The 17,611-nt window shown below is 70.8% G+C and carries 15 protein-coding genes; 9 read left to right on the forward strand and 6 right to left on the reverse strand.

Features of this window, described 5'->3' with window-relative positions; genetic code table 11:
- Positions 1–105 precede the first annotated feature (105 nt).
- The 3 genes from J8M51_RS17620 to J8M51_RS17630 form a co-directional block, all read right to left on the reverse strand.
- The gene (locus tag J8M51_RS17620) at positions 106–354 is read right to left on the reverse strand and encodes a hypothetical protein (RefSeq protein ID WP_086752679.1); all 249 of its coding nucleotides are present in this window, start codon (positions 352–354) and stop codon (positions 106–108) included.
- Complete coding sequence (locus J8M51_RS17625; RefSeq protein ID WP_256964052.1) at positions 351–845, reverse strand: sigma factor-like helix-turn-helix DNA-binding protein; 495 nt, start codon at positions 843–845, stop codon at positions 351–353. Before J8M51_RS17625 ends, J8M51_RS17620 begins: the two co-directional genes overlap by 4 nt.
- A 119-nt stretch (positions 846–964) precedes the next feature.
- The gene (locus J8M51_RS17630) at positions 965–1,459 is read right to left on the reverse strand and encodes a MarR family winged helix-turn-helix transcriptional regulator (RefSeq protein WP_179202896.1); all 495 of its coding nucleotides are present in this window, start codon (positions 1,457–1,459) and stop codon (positions 965–967) included.
- Between the two features lie 164 nt (positions 1,460–1,623).
- Between J8M51_RS17630 and ilvA the strand changes: the two genes are divergently transcribed.
- From ilvA to J8M51_RS17645, 3 genes are all read left to right on the forward strand, one after another.
- Positions 1,624–2,853: a threonine ammonia-lyase gene (gene ilvA, locus J8M51_RS17635; RefSeq protein ID WP_086752696.1), complete on the forward strand. Its 1,230-nt coding sequence runs from the start codon at positions 1,624–1,626 to the stop codon at positions 2,851–2,853.
- A gap of 145 nt (positions 2,854–2,998) precedes the next feature.
- Positions 2,999–4,015 carry an ATP-binding cassette domain-containing protein gene (locus J8M51_RS17640; protein WP_086752675.1) on the forward strand — a complete coding sequence of 339 codons (1,017 nt, stop codon included), beginning with the start codon at positions 2,999–3,001 and terminating at the stop codon, positions 4,013–4,015.
- A complete protein-coding gene (locus J8M51_RS17645) occupies positions 4,012–4,857 on the forward strand; it encodes an ABC transporter permease (protein ID WP_086752673.1) in 846 nt (281 codons plus the stop codon). The genes J8M51_RS17640 and J8M51_RS17645 overlap by 4 nt, the downstream gene beginning before the upstream one ends.
- A 151-nt stretch (positions 4,858–5,008) precedes the next feature.
- On the opposite strand, the gene greA is transcribed toward J8M51_RS17645, so the two are convergent.
- Both greA and J8M51_RS17655 read right to left on the reverse strand, forming a co-directional pair.
- The gene (gene greA / locus J8M51_RS17650) at positions 5,009–5,509 is read right to left on the reverse strand and encodes a transcription elongation factor GreA (protein ID WP_086752671.1); all 501 of its coding nucleotides are present in this window, start codon (positions 5,507–5,509) and stop codon (positions 5,009–5,011) included.
- A 171-nt stretch (positions 5,510–5,680) separates the two neighbouring features.
- Positions 5,681–6,085, reverse strand: a complete 405-nt coding sequence (locus tag J8M51_RS17655; RefSeq protein ID WP_086752669.1) for a DUF4307 domain-containing protein — start codon at positions 6,083–6,085, stop codon at positions 5,681–5,683.
- 270 nt (positions 6,086–6,355) lie between these two features.
- On the opposite strand from J8M51_RS17655, the gene mca reads away from it, so the two are divergent.
- Together mca and J8M51_RS17665 are read left to right on the forward strand one after the other, a co-directional pair.
- The gene (mca, locus tag J8M51_RS17660) at positions 6,356–7,207 is read left to right on the forward strand and encodes a mycothiol conjugate amidase Mca (protein WP_179202895.1); all 852 of its coding nucleotides are present in this window, start codon (positions 6,356–6,358) and stop codon (positions 7,205–7,207) included.
- 21 nt (positions 7,208–7,228) lie between these two features.
- Positions 7,229–7,474 carry a hypothetical protein gene (locus J8M51_RS17665; protein ID WP_086752667.1) on the forward strand — a complete coding sequence of 82 codons (246 nt, stop codon included), beginning with the start codon at positions 7,229–7,231 and terminating at the stop codon, positions 7,472–7,474.
- 84 nt (positions 7,475–7,558) lie between these two features.
- Here the strand turns inward: J8M51_RS17665 and J8M51_RS17670 are convergent, their stop codons facing one another.
- On the reverse strand, positions 7,559–10,822 hold the full coding sequence (locus J8M51_RS17670) for a tetratricopeptide repeat protein (protein WP_086752666.1): 3,264 nt from the start codon (positions 10,820–10,822) through the stop codon (positions 7,559–7,561).
- A 263-nt stretch (positions 10,823–11,085) separates the two neighbouring features.
- Between J8M51_RS17670 and J8M51_RS17675 the strand changes: the two genes are divergently transcribed.
- The 4 genes from J8M51_RS17675 to J8M51_RS17690 all read left to right on the forward strand — a co-directional run bounded on the left by J8M51_RS17675 (position 11,086) and on the right by J8M51_RS17690 (position 17,599).
- Positions 11,086–13,158, forward strand: a complete 2,073-nt coding sequence (locus J8M51_RS17675) for a thioredoxin domain-containing protein (protein ID WP_086752695.1) — start codon at positions 11,086–11,088, stop codon at positions 13,156–13,158.
- Positions 13,159–13,371: 213 nt separating this feature from the next.
- On the forward strand, positions 13,372–14,640 hold the full coding sequence (locus J8M51_RS17680) for a glycosyltransferase (protein ID WP_086752665.1): 1,269 nt from the start codon (positions 13,372–13,374) through the stop codon (positions 14,638–14,640).
- Complete coding sequence (locus J8M51_RS17685) at positions 14,637–16,307, forward strand: ArnT family glycosyltransferase (RefSeq protein ID WP_086752664.1); 1,671 nt, start codon at positions 14,637–14,639, stop codon at positions 16,305–16,307. Before J8M51_RS17680 ends, J8M51_RS17685 begins: the two co-directional genes overlap by 4 nt.
- Complete coding sequence (locus J8M51_RS17690; protein WP_086752663.1) at positions 16,304–17,599, forward strand: glycosyltransferase; 1,296 nt, start codon at positions 16,304–16,306, stop codon at positions 17,597–17,599. The genes J8M51_RS17685 and J8M51_RS17690 overlap by 4 nt, the downstream gene beginning before the upstream one ends.
- The last annotated feature ends 12 nt before the right edge of the window (positions 17,600–17,611 follow it).

The raw sequence follows: 17,611 nt of genomic DNA on the forward strand, positions 1-17,611 counted from the left end.
CGCCGAGAGCACGCACCGGACGCCGCTCCTTGACGGGCAAACGTTGCCTGCCGCGGCACTGGTCACGACCGCGAGCCGGGCCCTTCGGGGCCCGGCCCCGGGCGCTCACCAGCCCGTCACCTGCGGGGTCGTCGTCGACGGCGGCTCCACCCAGGGGCGGGCGGTCAGCGCCCACACGAAGAACGCGACCACGGCGGCCGTCAGCACCAGCCACATCACGCGCCGGGCCACCGTCCGGCGCCGCAGCATCCGCCCGCCGCGCCGCACCGCCGCCCCGCACAGATCGGGCGGCACCGGCACCGGCCCGCGCTCCAGGATCCGCCGTACGGCCGCCTCGCGCTCCCGCAGACTCATGACGGCGCCACCTCCACGACCTTCTTCTCGGGAGCGACCGCGCGCGGGGGATGCAGAACGGTCGCCATCGCCCGCAGACAGATCGTCCGCACCCGCTCCACGGGCAGCCCGAGCAGCGCCGCCGTCTGCTCCTCCGCGACGCCCTCGTGCAGCCGCAGGACGAGGACCAGCCGCTCCTGGGGGCTGAGCACGCTCAGCACGCCCCCGCGCGCGTGGCCGAAGAGAGTGTGGTGGTGCCATGCCTCGCGCGCGAAGCGGACGGCCAGCTGCTGCCGGGTCCGGTCGTAGGGGTCCTCGCCGCGCAGCCGGTCCCAGCCGGCGTACGTGTGGGCGAGGGCGTGGGTCAGCAGCCGCCGCGCGCGTGGATTGGCGTCCGCGGGCTCGGCCGTGAGCAGGGTGGCGGTCCGCAGCAGCCGTCCCGCCGCACCCGCGACGAACGCCTCGAACTCCCGGGCCCGGCGGGCGCCTTGGGCCACATGCCGATCTCGCACCACGCCCTCCCGTCCGACGCCGGTCCTGAGGGACCGAGATCGGCCGAGTCCGGACTCGGCCGCCGCCCACCACGGGTCCCGGTCTCATATCAGGCCAGGAGCGGGGGTGCGGTCAAGGGTCAGGAGGGCGCCGGTGCCTCGGGGGCGGCCGCCATACGGGTCGACAGCGCGGTGTTGAAGCGGGTGAGCAGGGAGCAGAAGGCCTCGCGCTCCTCGGGGGCCCAGTCCTGGGTGAGTTCGGCCATCAGCTGACGCCTGGAGGAACGTACCTCCTCAAGGCGGGACAGTCCGCGCGGCGACAGCTGGAGCACCACGGCCCGGCCGTCCTCCGGGTGGGAGGTGCGCTTGACGAGTCCGGTGTCCACGAGCGGCGCCACCTGGCGGGTCACCGTCGAGGAGTCGATCCCCATGCTCGCCGCGAGCGCCTTGACGCCCATCGGACCCTCGTTGTCGAGGCGGTTGAGCAGCAGGTACGCGGCACGGTCCATGGAGTTGCGCACCTGCCCGACGCCGCCGAGCCGGGTCTGTTCGGCACGGCGTGCGAACACCGCGACCTCGTGCTGCAGCGTGTCGAGAAGACCGTTGTCACCGACGGTCGTCATGTCCATCGACATTTCAGGTGTTGTGGGCATGGCCAAAGGCTCAATTCATGCGTGGGGCGCTGGGTTGGGGGACAGAGTACGCGGACCGGGCGCGGGGTGTACGGGCCCCGCTGAAACCGGGTCCCGCCCCTTGGTCACACCCGCCTGCGGCCCCTGTGAACTGCGAGACTGTGGTCATGAGCTACAGCACGGCTGACTCCTTTCCGCGCGTGACGATCGACGACGTGCGGGGCGCGCAGAAGATGCTTACGGGTGTTTCACGTGTCACCGCCATGGAGGGCAGCAGGCATCTGTCGCAGCTCGTCGGCGCCCCCGTGCACCTCAAGTGCGAGAACCTGCAGCGGACGGGCTCGTTCAAGCTGCGCGGCGCGTACGTCCGGATCGCGGGCCTGCTGCCCGAGGAGCGCGCCGCCGGTGTCGTCGCCGCGAGCGCCGGCAACCACGCCCAGGGCGTCGCCCTCGCCTCCTCGCTGCTCGGGGTGCGCTCCACGGTCTTCATGCCGAAGGGCGCCCCGCTGCCGAAGATCAGCGCGACCGAGGAGTACGGCGCCGAGGTGCGGCTGCACGGCACGGTGGTCGACGAGACGCTGGCCGCCGCCCGGGAGTACGCGGAGGAGACGGGCGCGGTGTTCATCCACCCGTTCGACCACCATGACGTCATCGCGGGTCAGGGCACGGTCGGCCTGGAGATCCTGGAGCAGTGCCCCGAGGTGCGCACGATCGTCGTCGGGATCGGCGGCGGCGGGCTCGCGGCCGGTATCGCGGTCGCGGTGAAGTCGCTGCGCCCGGACGTGAGGGTCGTCGGCGTCCAGGCGGAGGGCGCCGCCGCGTATCCGCCGTCGCTGGCCGCCGGGGTGCCCGTGGCCGTGGAGAACCCGGCGACGATGGCCGACGGCATCAAGGTCGGACGCCCCGGCGACGTACCGTTCGCGATCGTCGCCGACCTGGTGGACGAGGTCCGTACGGTCTCGGAGTACAACCTCTCCAGCGCCCTGCTGCTCTGTCTGGAGCGGGCCAAGCTGGTCGTGGAACCGGCCGGGGCCAGTCCCGTCGCGGCCCTGCTGCGGGATCCGGGGTCCTTCGCGGGCCCGGTCGTCGCGGTGCTCTCCGGCGGCAACGTCGACCCGCTGCTGATGCAGCGCATCCTGCGGCACGGCATGGCCGCGGGAGGCCGCTACCTGCAGGTACGCCTCCGTCTCACCGACCGCCCCGGCGCCCTCGCCACACTTCTGGGAGTGTTGTCAGTGGTCGACGCTAATGTCCTGGATGTGAGTCACGTACGGACCGACCCCCGGCTCGGGCTCACGGAGGTGGAGGTCGAACTGCACCTGGAGACGAGGGGCCCCAAGCACTGCGCCGAGGTCAACCACGCGCTCCGCGAGGCGGGTTACACCGTCATCGACTGAGCCGGGCGCCCCTTCGGTCCTCCCTCGTCACTCGTTCGGGAAAGTCCATTGAGAGACGCGATACATCGCGTTATGGTGTGTCTCGTGTTCGTTGCGAAGAACCCGATATCGCTGTGAAGAACCCCCAAAGACGTGGAGACATCACATGCCAGGCGCCATCCATGCCGAAGGTCTGGTGAAGACCTTCGGCGACGTAAGAGCCCTCGACGGCGTCGACCTCGACGTCCCCGAGGGCACCGTCCTGGGTCTGCTCGGGCCGAACGGCGCGGGCAAGACGACCACCGTCCGCTGCCTCACCACCCTGCTCCGGCCCGACAGCGGCAGAGCCGTGGTGGCCGGCATCGACGTGCTGAAGGACCCCGACGCCGTACGGCGCTCGGTCGGCCTCTCCGGCCAGTTCGCCGCGGTCGACGAATATCTGACGGGCCGGGAGAACCTCCAGATGGTCGGCCAGCTCTACCAGATGCGGGCCAAGGCCGCGAAGGTGCGCGCGGGTGAGCTGCTGGAGCAGTTCCATCTCGCCGACGCCGCCGACCGCCCCGCCAAGACGTACTCGGGCGGAATGCGCCGCCGGCTCGACCTCGCCGCCGCGCTGGTGGTGTCGCCGCCGGTCATGTTCATGGACGAGCCCACCACCGGCCTCGACCCACGCAACCGCCAGGAGCTGTGGGGAGTGATCAAGCAGCTGGTCTCCGGCGGTACGACCCTGCTGCTCACCACCCAGTACCTCGAAGAGGCCGACCACCTCGCCCACGACATCGCCGTCGTCGACCACGGCCGGGTCATCGCCCGCGGCACCTCCGACCAGCTCAAGGCCCGCACCGGCGGAGAGCGCGTCGAGGTCGTCGTGCACGAGCGCGAGCGCATCCCGGACGCCGTCGAGGTGCTCACCGGCTTCGGCAAGGGCGACACCACGGTCGAGGAGCACACCCGCAAGCTCACCGTGCCCGTGACCGGCGGTGCCAAGCTCCTTGCCGAGGTCATCCGCGAGCTGGACACCCGGGGCATCGAGATCGACGACATCGGCCTGCGCCGCCCCACCCTGGACGATGTGTTCCTCTCCCTGACGGGACACCTCGCCGAGGTGAAGGACGAGGCCGAGGAGACCGGCGGGGCCGCCGACGCCAGAGGCCACGGCCGCCGGAAGGAGGGGGCGAAGTGAGTGCCGCCACCGGCGCCGCGCGCGTCGCACCGTCCGGCAATCCGATCACCCGGTCCGTCCGGGACTCGATGGTCGTCGCCAAGCGCAATCTGATCAGGATGTCCCGTATTCCAGAAATGGTAATTTTCGGGCTTATTCAACCCATCATGTTCGTGGTGCTGTTCACCTATGTGTTCGGTGGCTCCATGAACATCGGCGGCACCACGGACCCCGACGTCTACACCGAGTTCCTGATGGCCGGCATCTTCGCGCAGACCGTCACCTTCGCCACCGCCGGTGCGGGAGCGGGCATCGCCGACGACATGCACAAGGGGCTCATCGACCGCTTCCGTTCGCTGCCCATGGCGCGCGGGGCCGTGCTCACCGGGCGGACGCTCGCCGACCTGGTCCAGACGGCGCTCACCCTCGCCGTGCTGGCCGTGGTCGCCCTGCTCGTCGGCTGGCGCACCCACACCAGCTTCGGCGAGGTGCTCGGCGCGTTCGGCCTGCTGCTCCTCCTCGGATACGCCTTCACCTGGGTCGGCGCTCTCATCGGTCTCTCGGTCCGCACCCCCGAGGCGGCCACCTCCGGCGGGCTGATCTGGCTCTTCCCGGTCACCTTCATCTCGAACGCGTTCGTGGACTCCAGCCGTATGACGCCCTGGCTGCAGCATGTGGCCGACTGGAACCCGTTCAGTGCCACCGTCCAGGCCTGCCGTGAGCTGTTCGGCAACCCCGGGGTGTCACCGTCGGACGCCTGGCCCATGCAGCACCCGGTCTGGGCCTCACTGATCTACTCGGTCCTGATCATCGTCATATTCCGGACCCTGTCCGTACGGAAGTACCGCTCGGCGGCGGGATGAGCGGGACGAGCGGGATGGCGGGATGAGAAGGAGAGCGAGCGCAAGGCCGAGCGGCGACCGGCCCCGGACATGACCGTGGCCCCCGGCGCCGAAGGGGCGCCGGGGGCCACGGGACGAGCGACGGTGGAGCGCTCGGCTCCCCGGATATCGCTCAGCTCTGGTAGGGCACGGCCTTGAGGATCTTCACCGAGGCGAACTTGCCGTTCGGCAGCTCGTACTGCGCGTCCTGGCCGACCTTCTTGCCGGTCACGCCCGAGCCGAGCGGGGACTGCGGCGAGTAGGTCTCGATGTCGGAGCTGGCGTACTCACGGGAGGCGAGGAGGAAGGTCACGGTGTCGTCCTCGTCGCCGTCGAAGGCGATCGTCACGACCATGCCGGGCGCCACCGCGCCGTCCGCGGACGCCGGCGCCTCGCCGACCTTCGCGTTCTCCAGGAGCTGGGTCAGCTGCCGCACACGGAGTTCCTGCTTGCCCTGCTCTTCCTTGGCCGCGTGGTACCCGCCGTTCTCGCGCAGGTCGCCCTCCTCGCGCGCGGCCGCGATCTTGGCGGCGATCTCCGTGCGCGCAGGACCAGACAGGTACGCCAGCTCGGCCTTCAGCTGGTTGTACGCCTCCTGGGTCAGCCAGGTGACGTTCTCACTGGTCTGGGTCACAGGTGCTCCTCGTAGGTACTGGGAATACAAAGCATCGCCCTACCCAGAAGAATGTTCCTTCACGAGTGGGCGAAACCACGAGCCTAACAATTCAGCGGCGGAAGGGGGAGGACATAAACCACAAGCGTTACGTCCACGCAGGTCAGCCCGCGCTCACGGAGAGCCGAGGGCTCAGCTCGCGCTCGCGTGACAGCCGAGCAGTTCGGCGGTGGTGCCGCGCGAGGTGGTCTTCAGGGTGACGACCTCGTCGATGTCCGTGGTGTCGGCGGCGAAGCGGAAGTCGGCGCGGCCGACCTCGGCACCGTCCTCGGACTGGGAGCGCACCGTGCAGTACGCCTCGACACCGGCGTCCTTGTCGCCCCTGAGATGCACCTTGACCGAGTTCGCCGAGGTATCGAAGGTGTAGACCTCGACGCTGATCTTGTTGCCGGCCACATAGTGGTAGGCGAACCAGCCGATGAGCACGAGCAGGGCCGCGCCCAGGACACTGCCGATGACCTTGAGTCTGCGGTCGGCGCGCTCGTCCGCGGAGGGGCCGTAGCGGCCCTCGGGAGGCCGCGTGCTCGCCGTGGTCATCGTCGTCCTCTCGGAGTCCTCATCGGAAAGGGGCCGGGAGGATGCCCCCGGCAGGGCGTCCGGGCCGTGGAACGGTCCGGGCCGGGAATTTCCCGCCCCCCGATGCCGTCACTATAGAAGCCCCCCGCCCAGAGCCTGACGGCCGCCCCGTACGGGTGTCCGCGCGGGACGGCAGTATGGACTCACCGGATCGCGCCGGGCCGAGTCACCGAAGTCCAGGCCGGGCGCCGAGTTACGAGGGAATGAGTCTTGACTGACCAGCTGCGACTGATGGCCGTGCACGCACACCCCGACGACGAGTCGAGCAAGGGTGCGGCCACCATGGCGAAGTATGTGTCCGAGGGGGTGGACGTGCTGGTCGTGACCTGCACGGGCGGGGAGCGCGGCTCCATCCTCAATCCGAAACTGCAGGGCGACAAGTACATCGAGGAGCACATTCACGAGGTGCGCAAGAAGGAGATGGACGAGGCCCGGGAGATCCTCGGCGTCGGGCAGGAGTGGCTCGGCTTCATCGACTCCGGTCTCCCGGAGGGCGACCCCCTGCCGCCTCTTCCCGACGGCTGCTTCGCCCTGGAGGACGTCGACAAGGCGGCCGGCGAGCTGGTCCGGAAGATCCGCGCCTTCCGTCCCCAGGTGATCACCACCTACGACGAGAACGGCGGATACCCGCACCCCGACCACATCATGACCCACAAGATCTCCATGGTGGCGTTCGAGGGGGCGACGGACACCGAGAAGTACCCCGAGGGCGAGTACGGCCCGGCGTACCGGCCGCAGAAGCTGTACTACAACCAGGGCTTCAACCGCGCCCGCACCGAGGCGCTGCACAACGCGCTGATCACGCGCGGCATGGAGTCCCCGTACGGCGACTGGCTGAAGCGCTGGGACGAGTCCGAGCACAAGGACCGCACGCTCACCACGCATGTGCCCTGCGCCGACTTCTACGAGATCCGTGACAAGGCTCTCATCGCCCACGCCACACAGATCGACCCCGACGGCGGCTGGTTCCGTGTCCCCCTGGACCTGCAGAAGGAGGTCTGGCCCACCGAGGAGTACGAGCTCGCGAAGTCCCTCGTGGACACCTCGCTCCCCGAGGACGACCTCTTTGCGGGCATCCGTTAGCCCTGGGGGACAATGCCAGGCATGAGCGTAAGCCTGGCAGTCGCACACCTCGTCCCCCTCGCCAAGGAGGTGGACGAGGACAAGGTCACCCCCGGCGTCCTCGGTTTCATCGTCTTCGCGGTGATGGCCCTGGCCGTCTGGGGTCTGATGAAGTCCATGAACAAGCAGATGGCCAAGGTCGACTTCAAGGAGTCACCCGACCCGGACGCCCCCGTCGGGGAGACGACGACGGACGCGGCCGGGAAGTCGACTCCGGCGAAGAGCTGACCGCCGCGTCGACCGGCGCGACAGGCTCCACGGCATGACTCTGCGGCACCGCGCCGGTGCCGCAGGGTCACGTCGTGCCGTCGCTCAGCGCACCGGCACCCCCATCACCTCCCGGGCGTGGCGGTTGGGGACCATGCCCAGGGTCCAGGCCCGCCAGCCGGTCTCCAGGTTGATGCCGCGTTCGAGGAGGAGTTCGTAGGCCTCGATGTACTCGGTGAGTTTCTCGTCGCGCAGGGGATGGGCCGTGCGGGAGAGGTGCGCCAGGTCCTCCTGGGCGACGGCGGTGCCGATCTCCACGCCGCCGGGGGCCGCGTAGGGGAGCAGGGTGCACTTCAGGAAGCGGGCCCAGTCCTCGCCGCGGCGGTCGCCGTAGGACGTGAAGAGGCGGACGGCCTCCTCGCAGAGGGCCAGGGCCTGCGGGGTGCGGGTGTTGCCCGCGTCCACGACCGCCAGCTCCAGGCAGGTCCAGGCCTCGCCGTGGGCGACGCCGATGCGCTGGAAGTCGGCGCGGGCGTCGACGAGGAGCTGCCGGGCGAAGCCGGAGTTGCGCAGCGAGCCGGTCTGCACGGCCCGCTGGTCGCGGGTGACACGGGCCGAGTGGTGCCGGGCGCAGGCCAGACCGTAGACGTCCCGCATCCGGGAGAACATCGTGCGGGAGCGTTCCAGTTCACGGACCGCCTGGTCGAGGTTGCCGGTCTCCTCCAGCGCCTGGCCCAGGTAGTAGCCGGACCAGGCCTCGCCGCGCGCGTCCTCGTTGTCGCGGTGGCGGGAGACGGCCTGGCGCAGCCCGTCCACGGCGGCCGAGGGGTCGCCGGCGACGAGCCGGGCACGGGCCAGCTGGGTCATCGACCAGGCCTGGCCCCGGGCGTCGCGGGTACGGCCGAACAGGTCCAGGGCGGTCCGCAGTTCGCTCTCCGCCTGCGGTATCTCGCCCATGCGCAGCAGGAGTTGGCCGAGCTGGAAGTAGGCCCAGCCCTCGCCGTGCAGGGACTCCTGCTGGCGGTGGACGACCAGGGCGCGGGTCAGCAGGTCCAGGGCGTCCGCCAGATGGGAGCGGTCGCGTTCCACCGCCGCCAGCGCGTGCATCGTCCACGCGCGGTCGGCCGCCAGCTCGGGGACCGACTGCATCTGCAGCGCCTCCAGGAGCTTGGCCGCCGCCTCGGTCAGATTGCCCTGGTGGTGGAGGGTGATGCCCAGGGAGCACAGCGCACGGGCGGCGCCCGCGTCGTGGTTCGTCTCGCGGTAGAGGTCGACGACCGAGGCGAGCGTCGTGCGGGCCTTGTCCAGCTCGCCCAGCTGCCGGGCCGCGATACCCGTACGCCACTGGACCGAGCGGGTCAGCAGGCCCTGGTCCACCGACTGGGCCAGTTCGCTGAGTTCACCGAGGCGGTAGAGGTCGCCGCGCAGCAGGCAGTAGTCGCACAGGGCGCCCAGGAGGCTCAGGACGGCGGCTTGGTTGACGCCCTCCGCGTGCCGGAGCGTGGAGGTGATGAAGCTGGTCTCGTCGTCCAGCCAGCGCAGCGCCTCCTCCAGTGACACGAAGCCGTGCTGGCCGAAGCGGTCCGAGCGGGTCGACATGTTGCCGTCGACCAGACGCAGCACGGAGTCGGCGAGGTCGGCGTAGGTGACGATGAGGCGTTCCTGCGCGGCGGTGCGCTCGCTCGCCGGCTCCTCGTCGAGCAGCCGGGCGTGGGCGAAGGCGCGGACCTGGTCGTGCAGCCGGTAGCGGTTGCCGTGGACGTGGTCGATCAGGCCGGCGTGGGAGAGCGCTCTGAGATGGCGGGTCGCCTCCGCCTCGTCGGTGGCGAGGAGCGAGGCGGCCGCCGCCGCGCCCAGGGAGGCGCGGCCCGCCAGCGCCAGCCGGCGGAACAGCTGGCGCGAGGACTCCCCGAAGTCGGTGTAGCGCAGCCACAGGGCGCGCTCGACCGGCTCGACCGGGCCGTACGCGCCCAGGTCGGTGGCCAGTCGGCGGGGCTCACGCGGGCCGAGGGAGGAGCCGGCGACGCGCAGGGCGAGCGGCAGGCCGCCGCACAGCTCCCGGATGCGGGCGACGGCTTCGGCGTTGTACGCGTACGGTTCGGTCACTTTCACGGCTTTCGCCGAGCCCGAGTTGCCGTGCGCCTGTGCCGGGGGCCCCGAAGACAGCACCTCGGCCGCCTGAGCCACCGTCTCCAGGAGTTCCAGCGCGCCCTTCCCGTCGAGCGCCTCGACCGGGAGCTGGTGGACCCAGGCGGGCAGGTCGGCGGGGAGGGCGAGCGGGGCGCGGGAGGTGATGAGGACGAGGCTGTCGGAGCGTTCGGGGACGAGGGTGCGGACCTGCTCGGGGTCGGCGGCGTCGTCGAGGACGATGGCCACCGGCAACGCCGTCAGATGCTGGTGGTACAGCTCGCTGAGCCGTTTGACCTGCTGGTCCTGGGAGGTGCGCTCCCGGAACAGGAGCTGGTCGCGGGGGGCGCCGAGACGATTCAGCAGGTGCATCAGCGCGTCCCGGGTGGACAGCGGGGTCTCCTCCGGGCTGTCGGCGCGCAGATCGACCACGCACGCCCCGCGGAAGTGGTCCCGCAGCTCGTGCGTCGCGTGGACGGCGAGCGCGGTACGGCCGGAGCCGGGGGTGCCGTGCAGCACGACGACGGTCGGCCGGGTCTCGGTCTCCGCGCGGGCTGCCTGCACCCACTGGCGGATCTTGCCCATCTCCGCCTTCCGGCCCGCGAACCGGTCGTCGGCCTCCGGGAGTTGGGCGAACGACTGCTCCAGTACGTTCCGCCGCCGGGCCGCCGCGCTCTTGTCGGCGCCGCGCAGCTGGGGCGCCTTCTTCTTCGCCGTGGACGCGGCGAGGACGCGCTGCTGGTCGAGGAACGGCCGTATCCCGCGCACCTCCAGCGCCGTCAGCCACTGCAGCCGCAGCTGTTCGGGGCCGCCGGGCTGGCCCAGGGCGCCGGCCCGGTGGTGGTTCGCGGGGACGTGGGACGCGGTGACCTTCAGGACCGTGGCCACGGCGCTCGCGATGCCGACGATCACGCCGGTGCTCACGGCGGTACCGGCGTCGACGCCGAACGACAGGTCGGTCACGACCGCCGTACCGGCCGCGACGGCCGCGACCAGCAGGGGAGTTCCGGAGCCCTCCTTCGCGTAGCGCTGGCCGAAGGTGAGACGGCCGGCCTCCGACTCGTCCAGCGCGCGGGTGTACGCCTCGTACTCCTCCGCGGCGTTCCGCGCCATCGTGTCCAGGGCGGAGCGGGCCCGGCCGAGCAGGACGACGCCGTCCGTGCGCCCGCCCGACCTGCGGACCTCGTCCTCGACCGCCCGCACCAACAGCCCTTCGGCGTCTCCCCGGTGGCTGTCCCGCATCACGATTCCCCCTGTCGCCGAAACGGTTGCCTCCGGCCAGTGTGCGGGGCGTAGTCCAACTAGGCGAGAGGGCCTGATCGATGGTGAAGGTTCAGGTGCGGGGGTGCGCCGTGGGGCATCAGGGTGGTTCGCCGGGTGCGGGTGCGTCGTGGTTGCTCGCGCTCACGCGGCGGAGCCGCATATCGACTCGGCCCCGCGCCCCTTTCAGGGGCGCGGCCCTGTGCTGAACCGTCATCCCCGGGTACTGGGTGATGATGGTGACCATGGCGAATCGACTGGCCCACGAGACCTCCCCCTACCTCCTCCAGCACGCCGACAACCCGGTGGACTGGTGGCCCTGGTCGGCCGAGGCGTTCGAGGAGGCGCGGCGGCGCGGGGTGCCGGTGCTGCTGAGCGTGGGGTACAGCTCCTGCCACTGGTGCCACGTCATGGCCCACGAGTCCTTCGAGGACCAGGAGACCGCCGACTACCTGAACGCGCACTTCGTGAGCGTGAAGGTGGACCGGGAGGAGCGGCCGGACGTCGACGCCGTGTACATGGAGGCCGTGCAGGCGGCGACCGGGCAGGGCGGCTGGCCCATGACCGTGTTCCTGACGCCGGAGAGGGAGCCCTTCTACTTCGGGACCTACTTCCCGCCCGCTCCCCGGCACGGCAGCCCCTCCTTCCGGCAGGTGCTGGAGGGCGTGCGGGCGGCCTGGGCCGACCGGCGGGACGAGGTCGCCGAGGTCGCCGGGAAGATCGTGCGGGATCTGGCGGGCCGGGAGCTGACGTTCGGGTCGGTCGAGGTGCCCGGGGAGGACGAGCTGGCGCAGGCGCTGCTGGGGCTCACCCGGGAGTACGACGCGGCGCGCGGCGGCTTCGGCCGGGCGCCCAAGTTCCCGCCCTCGATGGTGATCGAGTTCCTGCTGCGGCACGCGGCCCGCGCCGGCTCCGAGGGCGCGCTGCAGATGGCGCGGGACACCTGTGAGCGGATGGCCCGCGGCGGTATCTACGACCAGCTCGGCGGCGGCTTCGCCCGGTACTCGGTCGACCGTGACTGGATCGTGCCGCACTTCGAGAAGATGCTGTACGACAACGCCCTGCTCTGCCGGGTCTACGCCCACCTCTGGCGGGCCACCGGCTCCGAGCTGGCCCGGCGGGTGGCGCTGGAGACCGCCGACTTCATGGTCCGTGAACTGCGGACGAACGAGGGCGGGTTCGCCTCCGCCCTGGACGCCGACAGCGACGACGGCACCGGCACCGGGAAGCACGTCGAGGGGGCGTACTACGTCTGGACGCCCGGGCAGCTGACCGAGGTGCTCGGCGAGGAGGACGCCCGGCTGGCCGCGCACTACTTCGGGGTCACGGAGGAGGGCACCTTCGAGGAGGGCGCGTCCGTGCTGCAACTGCCGCAGCACGAGGGCGTGTTCGACGCGGAGACGATCGAGTCGGTCAAGGCGCGGCTGAGCGAGGCCCGTTCGCGCCGCCCCGCCCCCGGCCGCGACGACAAGGTGGTGGCCGCCTGGAACGGCCTCGCCGTCGCCGCGCTCGCCGAGACCGGCGCCTACTTCGACCGTCCCGACCTGGTGGACGCCGCGATCGCCGCCGCCGACCTCCTCGTACGACTGCACCTGGACGAGAAGGCGCGGCTCGCGCGGACCAGCAAGGACGGGCGGGTGGGGGCCAACGCGGGGGTGCTGGAGGACTACGCGGACGTCGCCGAGGGGTTCCTGGCGCTGGCGTCGGTCACGGGGGAGGGGGTGTGGCTGGAGTTCGCCGGGTTCCTGCTCGACCATGTGCTCGCCCGGTTCGCCGACCCGGAGTCCGGGGCGCTCTACGACACCGCCGTGGACGCGGAGAAGCTGATCCGGCGCCCGCAGGACCCGACGGACAACGCCACGCCGTCCGGGTGGAGCGCGGCGGCCGGGGCGCTGCTGGGCTATGCCGCGCACACCGGCTCCGAGCCCCATCGGGCCGCCGCCGAGCGGGCGTTGGGCGTGGTGAAGGCCCTGGGCCCGCGCGCGCCGAGGTTCATCGGGTGGGGGCTGGCCACGGCCGAGGCGCTGCTCGACGGACCGCGCGAGGTGGCGGTCGTGGGACCCGAGTCCGGGCCCGGGGCAGGGCCCGAGGGGCATCCGGGGACGCGGGAGCTGCACCGGGCGGCTCTGCTGGGCACCGCGCCCGGTGCGGTGGTGGCTGTCGGGACGGCCGGGAGCGACGAGCTGCCGCTGCTCGCCGACCGTCCGCTCGTCGGCGGTGAACCGACCGCGTATGTCTGCCGTAATTTCACATGTGATGCTCCGACGACCGATGTGGACCGGTTGCGTTCGACCCTTGGAACGGTCTCGTCCGGCTGAAAGTCGCCGGTCAGGGACCGGGGCAAGGGCGCACAACTGACCGGAAACGGCATGGTGTGCGGACACGTCCGATTAGATGTTCTACCGAACGGAAACACGCTTTTTATCGGAAGGGTCCCCAGGGTTCACAGTTTCCCCCTAGTCTCTGCACAGTGACGCGTCGGGAGTAACTCCCGCCGCGACAGGGGGTATTGGGATCCGGGGGGATCTATTTTGCTGACGTCTGTCTTCATAGCCGTCGTTTCGCTTGCCTTGTTCTGGATGGCGGCCTTCACCTTGTGGTGGCAGATGCACGCGTGGCGAACGCCCGAAGTGCTGGCCTCCACCCGCTTCAGCAGACCGGACGGCGACGAGCATGTGTCGTTCTCACTGCTGCTGCCGGCACGCCATGAACAGGCCGTGCTGGACCACACCATCCAACGACTGCTCGAATCCAGCCACGACGACTTCGAGATCATCGTGATCGTCGGGCACGACGACCCGGAGACCACCGCGGTGGCCCGGGCCGCCGAGGAACGGGACCCGCGGGTCCGTGTGGTGGTCGACCACCACGAGAAGAAGAACAAGCCGAAGGCCATGAACACGGCGCTGCCGCACTGCCGCGGCGATGTCGTCGGGGTCTTCGACGCCGAGGACCAGGTCCATCCCGAGCTGCTCACCCATGTCGACCACGCCTTCCGCACCACGGGCGCGGACGTGGTCCAGGGCGGAGTGCAGCTCATCAACTTCCACTCCAGCTGGTACAGCCTGCGCAACTGCCTGGAGTACTTCTTCTGGTTCCGGTCCCGGCTGCATCTGCATGCGCAGAAAGGGTTCATCCCGCTCGGCGGCAACACCGTCTTCGTCCGCACCGACGTCCTGCGCGAGGCCGACGGCTGGGACCCGCACTGCCTCGCCGAGGACTGCGACCTGGGCGTCCGGCTCTCCAGCGTCGGCAAGAAGGTCGTCGTCGCCTACGACTCCGACATGGTGACCCGGGAGGAGACCCCCGGCAGCCTGATGTCCCTGATGAAGCAGCGCACCCGCTGGAACCAGGGCTTCCTCCAGGTCTACCGGAAGAAGGACTGGAAGCAACTGCCCGGATTCCGGCAGCGGTTGCTGGCCCGCTACACCCTGATGACCCCGTATCTCCAGGCGATCTCCGGGGTGATCATCCCGCTCAACGTGGCCGTCGCGCTCTTCCTCGACGTCCCCGTCGGCGTCGCCTTCATCACCTTCCTGCCGGCCGTCACCGCCCTCGTCACCTTCGTGTTCGAGCTGGTCGGACTGCACGACTTCGGCAAGCAGTACGGCCTGCGCGTGCGGTTCGTGCACTACGCCAAGCTCGTTGTCGGCGGCCCCTTCTACCAGGTGCTCCTCGCCTTCGCCGCGGTGCGCGCCGTATGGCGTGAGCAACGCGGCCGCAACGACTGGGAGTTGACCAGTCACGTCGGCGCACATCTCGTGAACGCGAACGTGGACCGAGAGGACGTTCCCGCGTGACCTCCATACTTCCCGCGGCGACCAAGACGGAAGTCAAGGTTCCCGCGCAGCGGACAGCTGCGCCCGCAGCCGGTTCGACCAGTCGAACGACTCCGTCCCCTGTCGCTCCGCCGGGCCCCAAGCGGCTGCGCGACTCCCGCCTCGACCTGCTGCTCTGCGGTCTCCTGCTCGTCGCGATCATGATCGTGCAGGGCTGGAACATCGCCGACTACCCGACCCTCAGCGACGACGAGGGCACCTACCTCGCCCAGGCCTGGGCCGTGCAGGAGGGCAGGGGACTCGCCCACTACACCTACTGGTACGACCACCCGCCGCTCGGCTGGATCCAGCTCGCCGTACTGACCTGGATCCCCGCCCAGCTCTCCCCCGAGTCGATGACCGTCGGCTCGATGCGCGCGGTGATGCTGCTGATCAGCGCCGTCAGCGCGATCCTCGTCTACGTCCTCGGCCGCCGTCTGTCGCTGCCCCGCTGGGCCGCCGGCCTCGGCATGGCCCTCTTCGGGCTGTCCCCGCTGTCGGTGGTGCTCCAGCGGGAGATCTTCCTCGACAACATCGCGGTGATGTGGACGCTCCTCGCGTTCTGCCTCGCCGCCTCACCGAGCCGTCACCTCTGGCACCACTTCGGCGCCGGCATCGCCGCCGCCGCGGCCGTGCTCACCAAGGAGACGATGCTCCTCGTCCTGCCCGCCGTGCTGCTCACCATGTGGCGGCACAGCCACCGCGACACCCGGAAGTTCGCCCTCACCGGCGCCGTCACCGCCTGCGTCCTGATCGGCGTCTCGTACCCGCTGTTCGCCCTGCTCAAGGGCGAGCTGCTGCCCGGAGCCGGCCATGTGTCGCTGTGGGACGGCATCGTCTACCAGATGAGCCGCCCCGGCTCCGGCTTCATCCTCACCGAGGGCACCGGCTCGTACGGCGTCCTGCAGTCCTGGCTGTACTACGACCGGGTCCTGCCGCTCGGCGGCCTCGCGGGTGCCCTGCTCCTGCTGGTGACCTGGCGCTGGTCGGTGACCGCGCGCGCCCTCGCCGGACCGGCGCTCGCCGTCGCGATCCTCGCCGGCATGGCCCTGCGCCCCGGCTACCTCCCCGCGATGTACGTCCTCCAGGCCCTGCCCTTCCTCGCCCTCGTCCTCGCGGGCGGCACGGCGAGCGTCGCGCACGGCGTACTGCGCCGGTGGCGGAGCACGACCGAGCACCGGGCCCTGACCTGGGCACGGCACGGTGTGGCCCTGGCGCTGGCCGCCGCCGCGACGGTGTACGTCGTCCCGCGCTGGTACGACGGCAACCACACCGCGATGACGTTCGACGCCAACGCCCCCTACCAGCAGGCCGCGAAGTGGCTCGGCAGCGAGGTCGAGGACCCCGCGGGCACCCGGGTCCTCGTCGACGACGCGCTCTGGCTGGACCTCGTCCACGAGGGCTACAAGCCGGGGCTCGGCGTCATCTGGTTCTACAAGGCCGACCTCGACCCGGCGGTGACGAAGACGATGCCGCGCGGCTGGCGCGACCTCGACTACGTGGTCGCCTCCCCGACCGTACGGCGTGACGCGGTCGACCTGCCCAACGTCAAGGGCGCCATCGAGAACTCGACCCCGGTCGCCACCTTCGGCACCGGCGAGGACCGTATCGAGATCCGCAAGATCGAGGCCGCTGGAGGCGACCGATGAACAGCGGAAGCCACGAGTCCACCGCGCCCGGGGCACTCGGCGATCCGGCCGCGCGGGGTGCCGAGGTCCCCGAGCCGGGCGCCGTCACCATCGTCGTACCGACCTTCAACGAGTCCGCGAACGTACGGGAGTTGCTGCACCGGATCACCGAGACGGTCCCCGGGCGGCTGCCCTGCGAGGTCGTCTTCGTGGACGACTCCACCGACGACACCCCCGAGGTGATCGAGAAGGCCGCGCAGGACTGCCCGTTCCCGGTGACCGTGCTGCACCGCGACGAACCGGTCGGCGGCCTCGGCGGCGCGGTGGTCGAGGGCATCAAGGCGGCCACCTCCGACTGGATCGTCGTCATGGACGGCGATCTGCAGCACCCGCCGTCGCTGGTACCGGATCTGGTGGCGACCGGGGAGCGGTCGTCGGCTGGCCTGGTGGTCGCCTCCCGCTACATCAAGGGCGGCAGCCGCGCCGGACTCGCGGGCAGCTACCGGGTGGCCGTCTCACGCGGGGCGACCTGGCTCACCAAGTCCCTCTTCCCGCGCCGGCTGCACGGCATCAGCGACCCGATGAGCGGCTTCTTCGCGATCCGGCGCAGCGCGGTCACCGCCGAGATCCTCCAGCCGCTCGGCTACAAGATCCTCCTCGAACTGGCCGTGCGCAGCCGTCCGCGCCGGGTCACGGAGGTGCCCTTCGTCTTCCAGGACCGGTACGCCGGCGAGTCCAAGTCGACCGCGCAGGAGGGCCTCAGGTTCCTGCGCCACCTCGTCGGACTGCGCACCGCGTCGCCGCTGGCCCGCATGATGGTCTTCGGGCTGATCGGTGTCACCGGCTTCCTGCCGAACCTCGCGGGTCTGTACGCCCTCACCTCGGCCGGGATGCACTACGTCCCCGCCGAGATCCTCGCCAATCAGCTCGGGGTGCTCTGGAACTTCTTCCTCATCGAGCACCTCTGCTTCCGCGAGCGGCGCCAGTACCGCAAGGGGTGGGACCGCGTCGGCCGGTTCGCGTTGCTCGCCAACGCCGACCTGGTGCTGCGCATCCCGCTGATCGCCCTGTTCGTGGGGGAGTTCGGGATGGGCGCGCTGCCCGCGACCGCGCTCGCCCTGGTGACGACGTTCGTCCTGCGCTTCGCCGGGACCGAGGCGCTCGTCTATCTGCCCCGCAAGAAGTCCCGCCGCGGGGAGCGCGGCGGGCGGAAGCGGGCCGAGAAGCAGGCCGAGCGGTCAGGCCGGTCCGATGCGACCGACCGGTCCGGGCGGCCCGCGGAGCCCGAGCAGTCGGCAAGGAGAGCCGCGTGAAGAACCACCTGA

The sequence above is a fragment of the Streptomyces griseiscabiei genome, from assembly GCF_020010925.1.
In the GTDB taxonomy this organism is placed as follows: domain Bacteria; phylum Actinomycetota; class Actinomycetes; order Streptomycetales; family Streptomycetaceae; genus Streptomyces; species Streptomyces griseiscabiei.

Excerpts from the sequence above, each read along its gene's own strand:
- J8M51_RS17665 (WP_086752667.1), top strand. The coding sequence starts at position 7,229 with ATGAGCGTAAGCCTGGCAGTCGCACACCTCGTCCCCCTCGCCAAGGAG.
- ilvA (WP_086752696.1), top strand. The coding sequence starts at position 1,624 with ATGAGCTACAGCACGGCTGACTCCTTTCCGCGCGTGACGATCGACGAC.
- J8M51_RS17640 (WP_086752675.1), top strand. The coding sequence starts at position 2,999 with ATGCCAGGCGCCATCCATGCCGAAGGTCTGGTGAAGACCTTCGGCGAC.
- mca (WP_179202895.1), top strand. The coding sequence starts at position 6,356 with ATGGCCGTGCACGCACACCCCGACGACGAGTCGAGCAAGGGTGCGGCC.
- J8M51_RS17670 (WP_086752666.1), bottom strand. The coding sequence starts at position 10,822 with ATGCGGGACAGCCACCGGGGAGACGCCGAAGGGCTGTTGGTGCGGGCG.
- J8M51_RS17655 (WP_086752669.1), bottom strand. The coding sequence starts at position 6,085 with ATGACCACGGCGAGCACGCGGCCTCCCGAGGGCCGCTACGGCCCCTCC.
- J8M51_RS17630 (WP_179202896.1), bottom strand. The coding sequence starts at position 1,459 with ATGTCGATGGACATGACGACCGTCGGTGACAACGGTCTTCTCGACACG.
- J8M51_RS17690 (WP_086752663.1), top strand. The coding sequence starts at position 16,304 with ATGAACAGCGGAAGCCACGAGTCCACCGCGCCCGGGGCACTCGGCGAT.
- J8M51_RS17620 (WP_086752679.1), bottom strand. The coding sequence starts at position 354 with ATGAGTCTGCGGGAGCGCGAGGCGGCCGTACGGCGGATCCTGGAGCGC.
- J8M51_RS17675 (WP_086752695.1), top strand. The coding sequence starts at position 11,086 with ATGGCGAATCGACTGGCCCACGAGACCTCCCCCTACCTCCTCCAGCAC.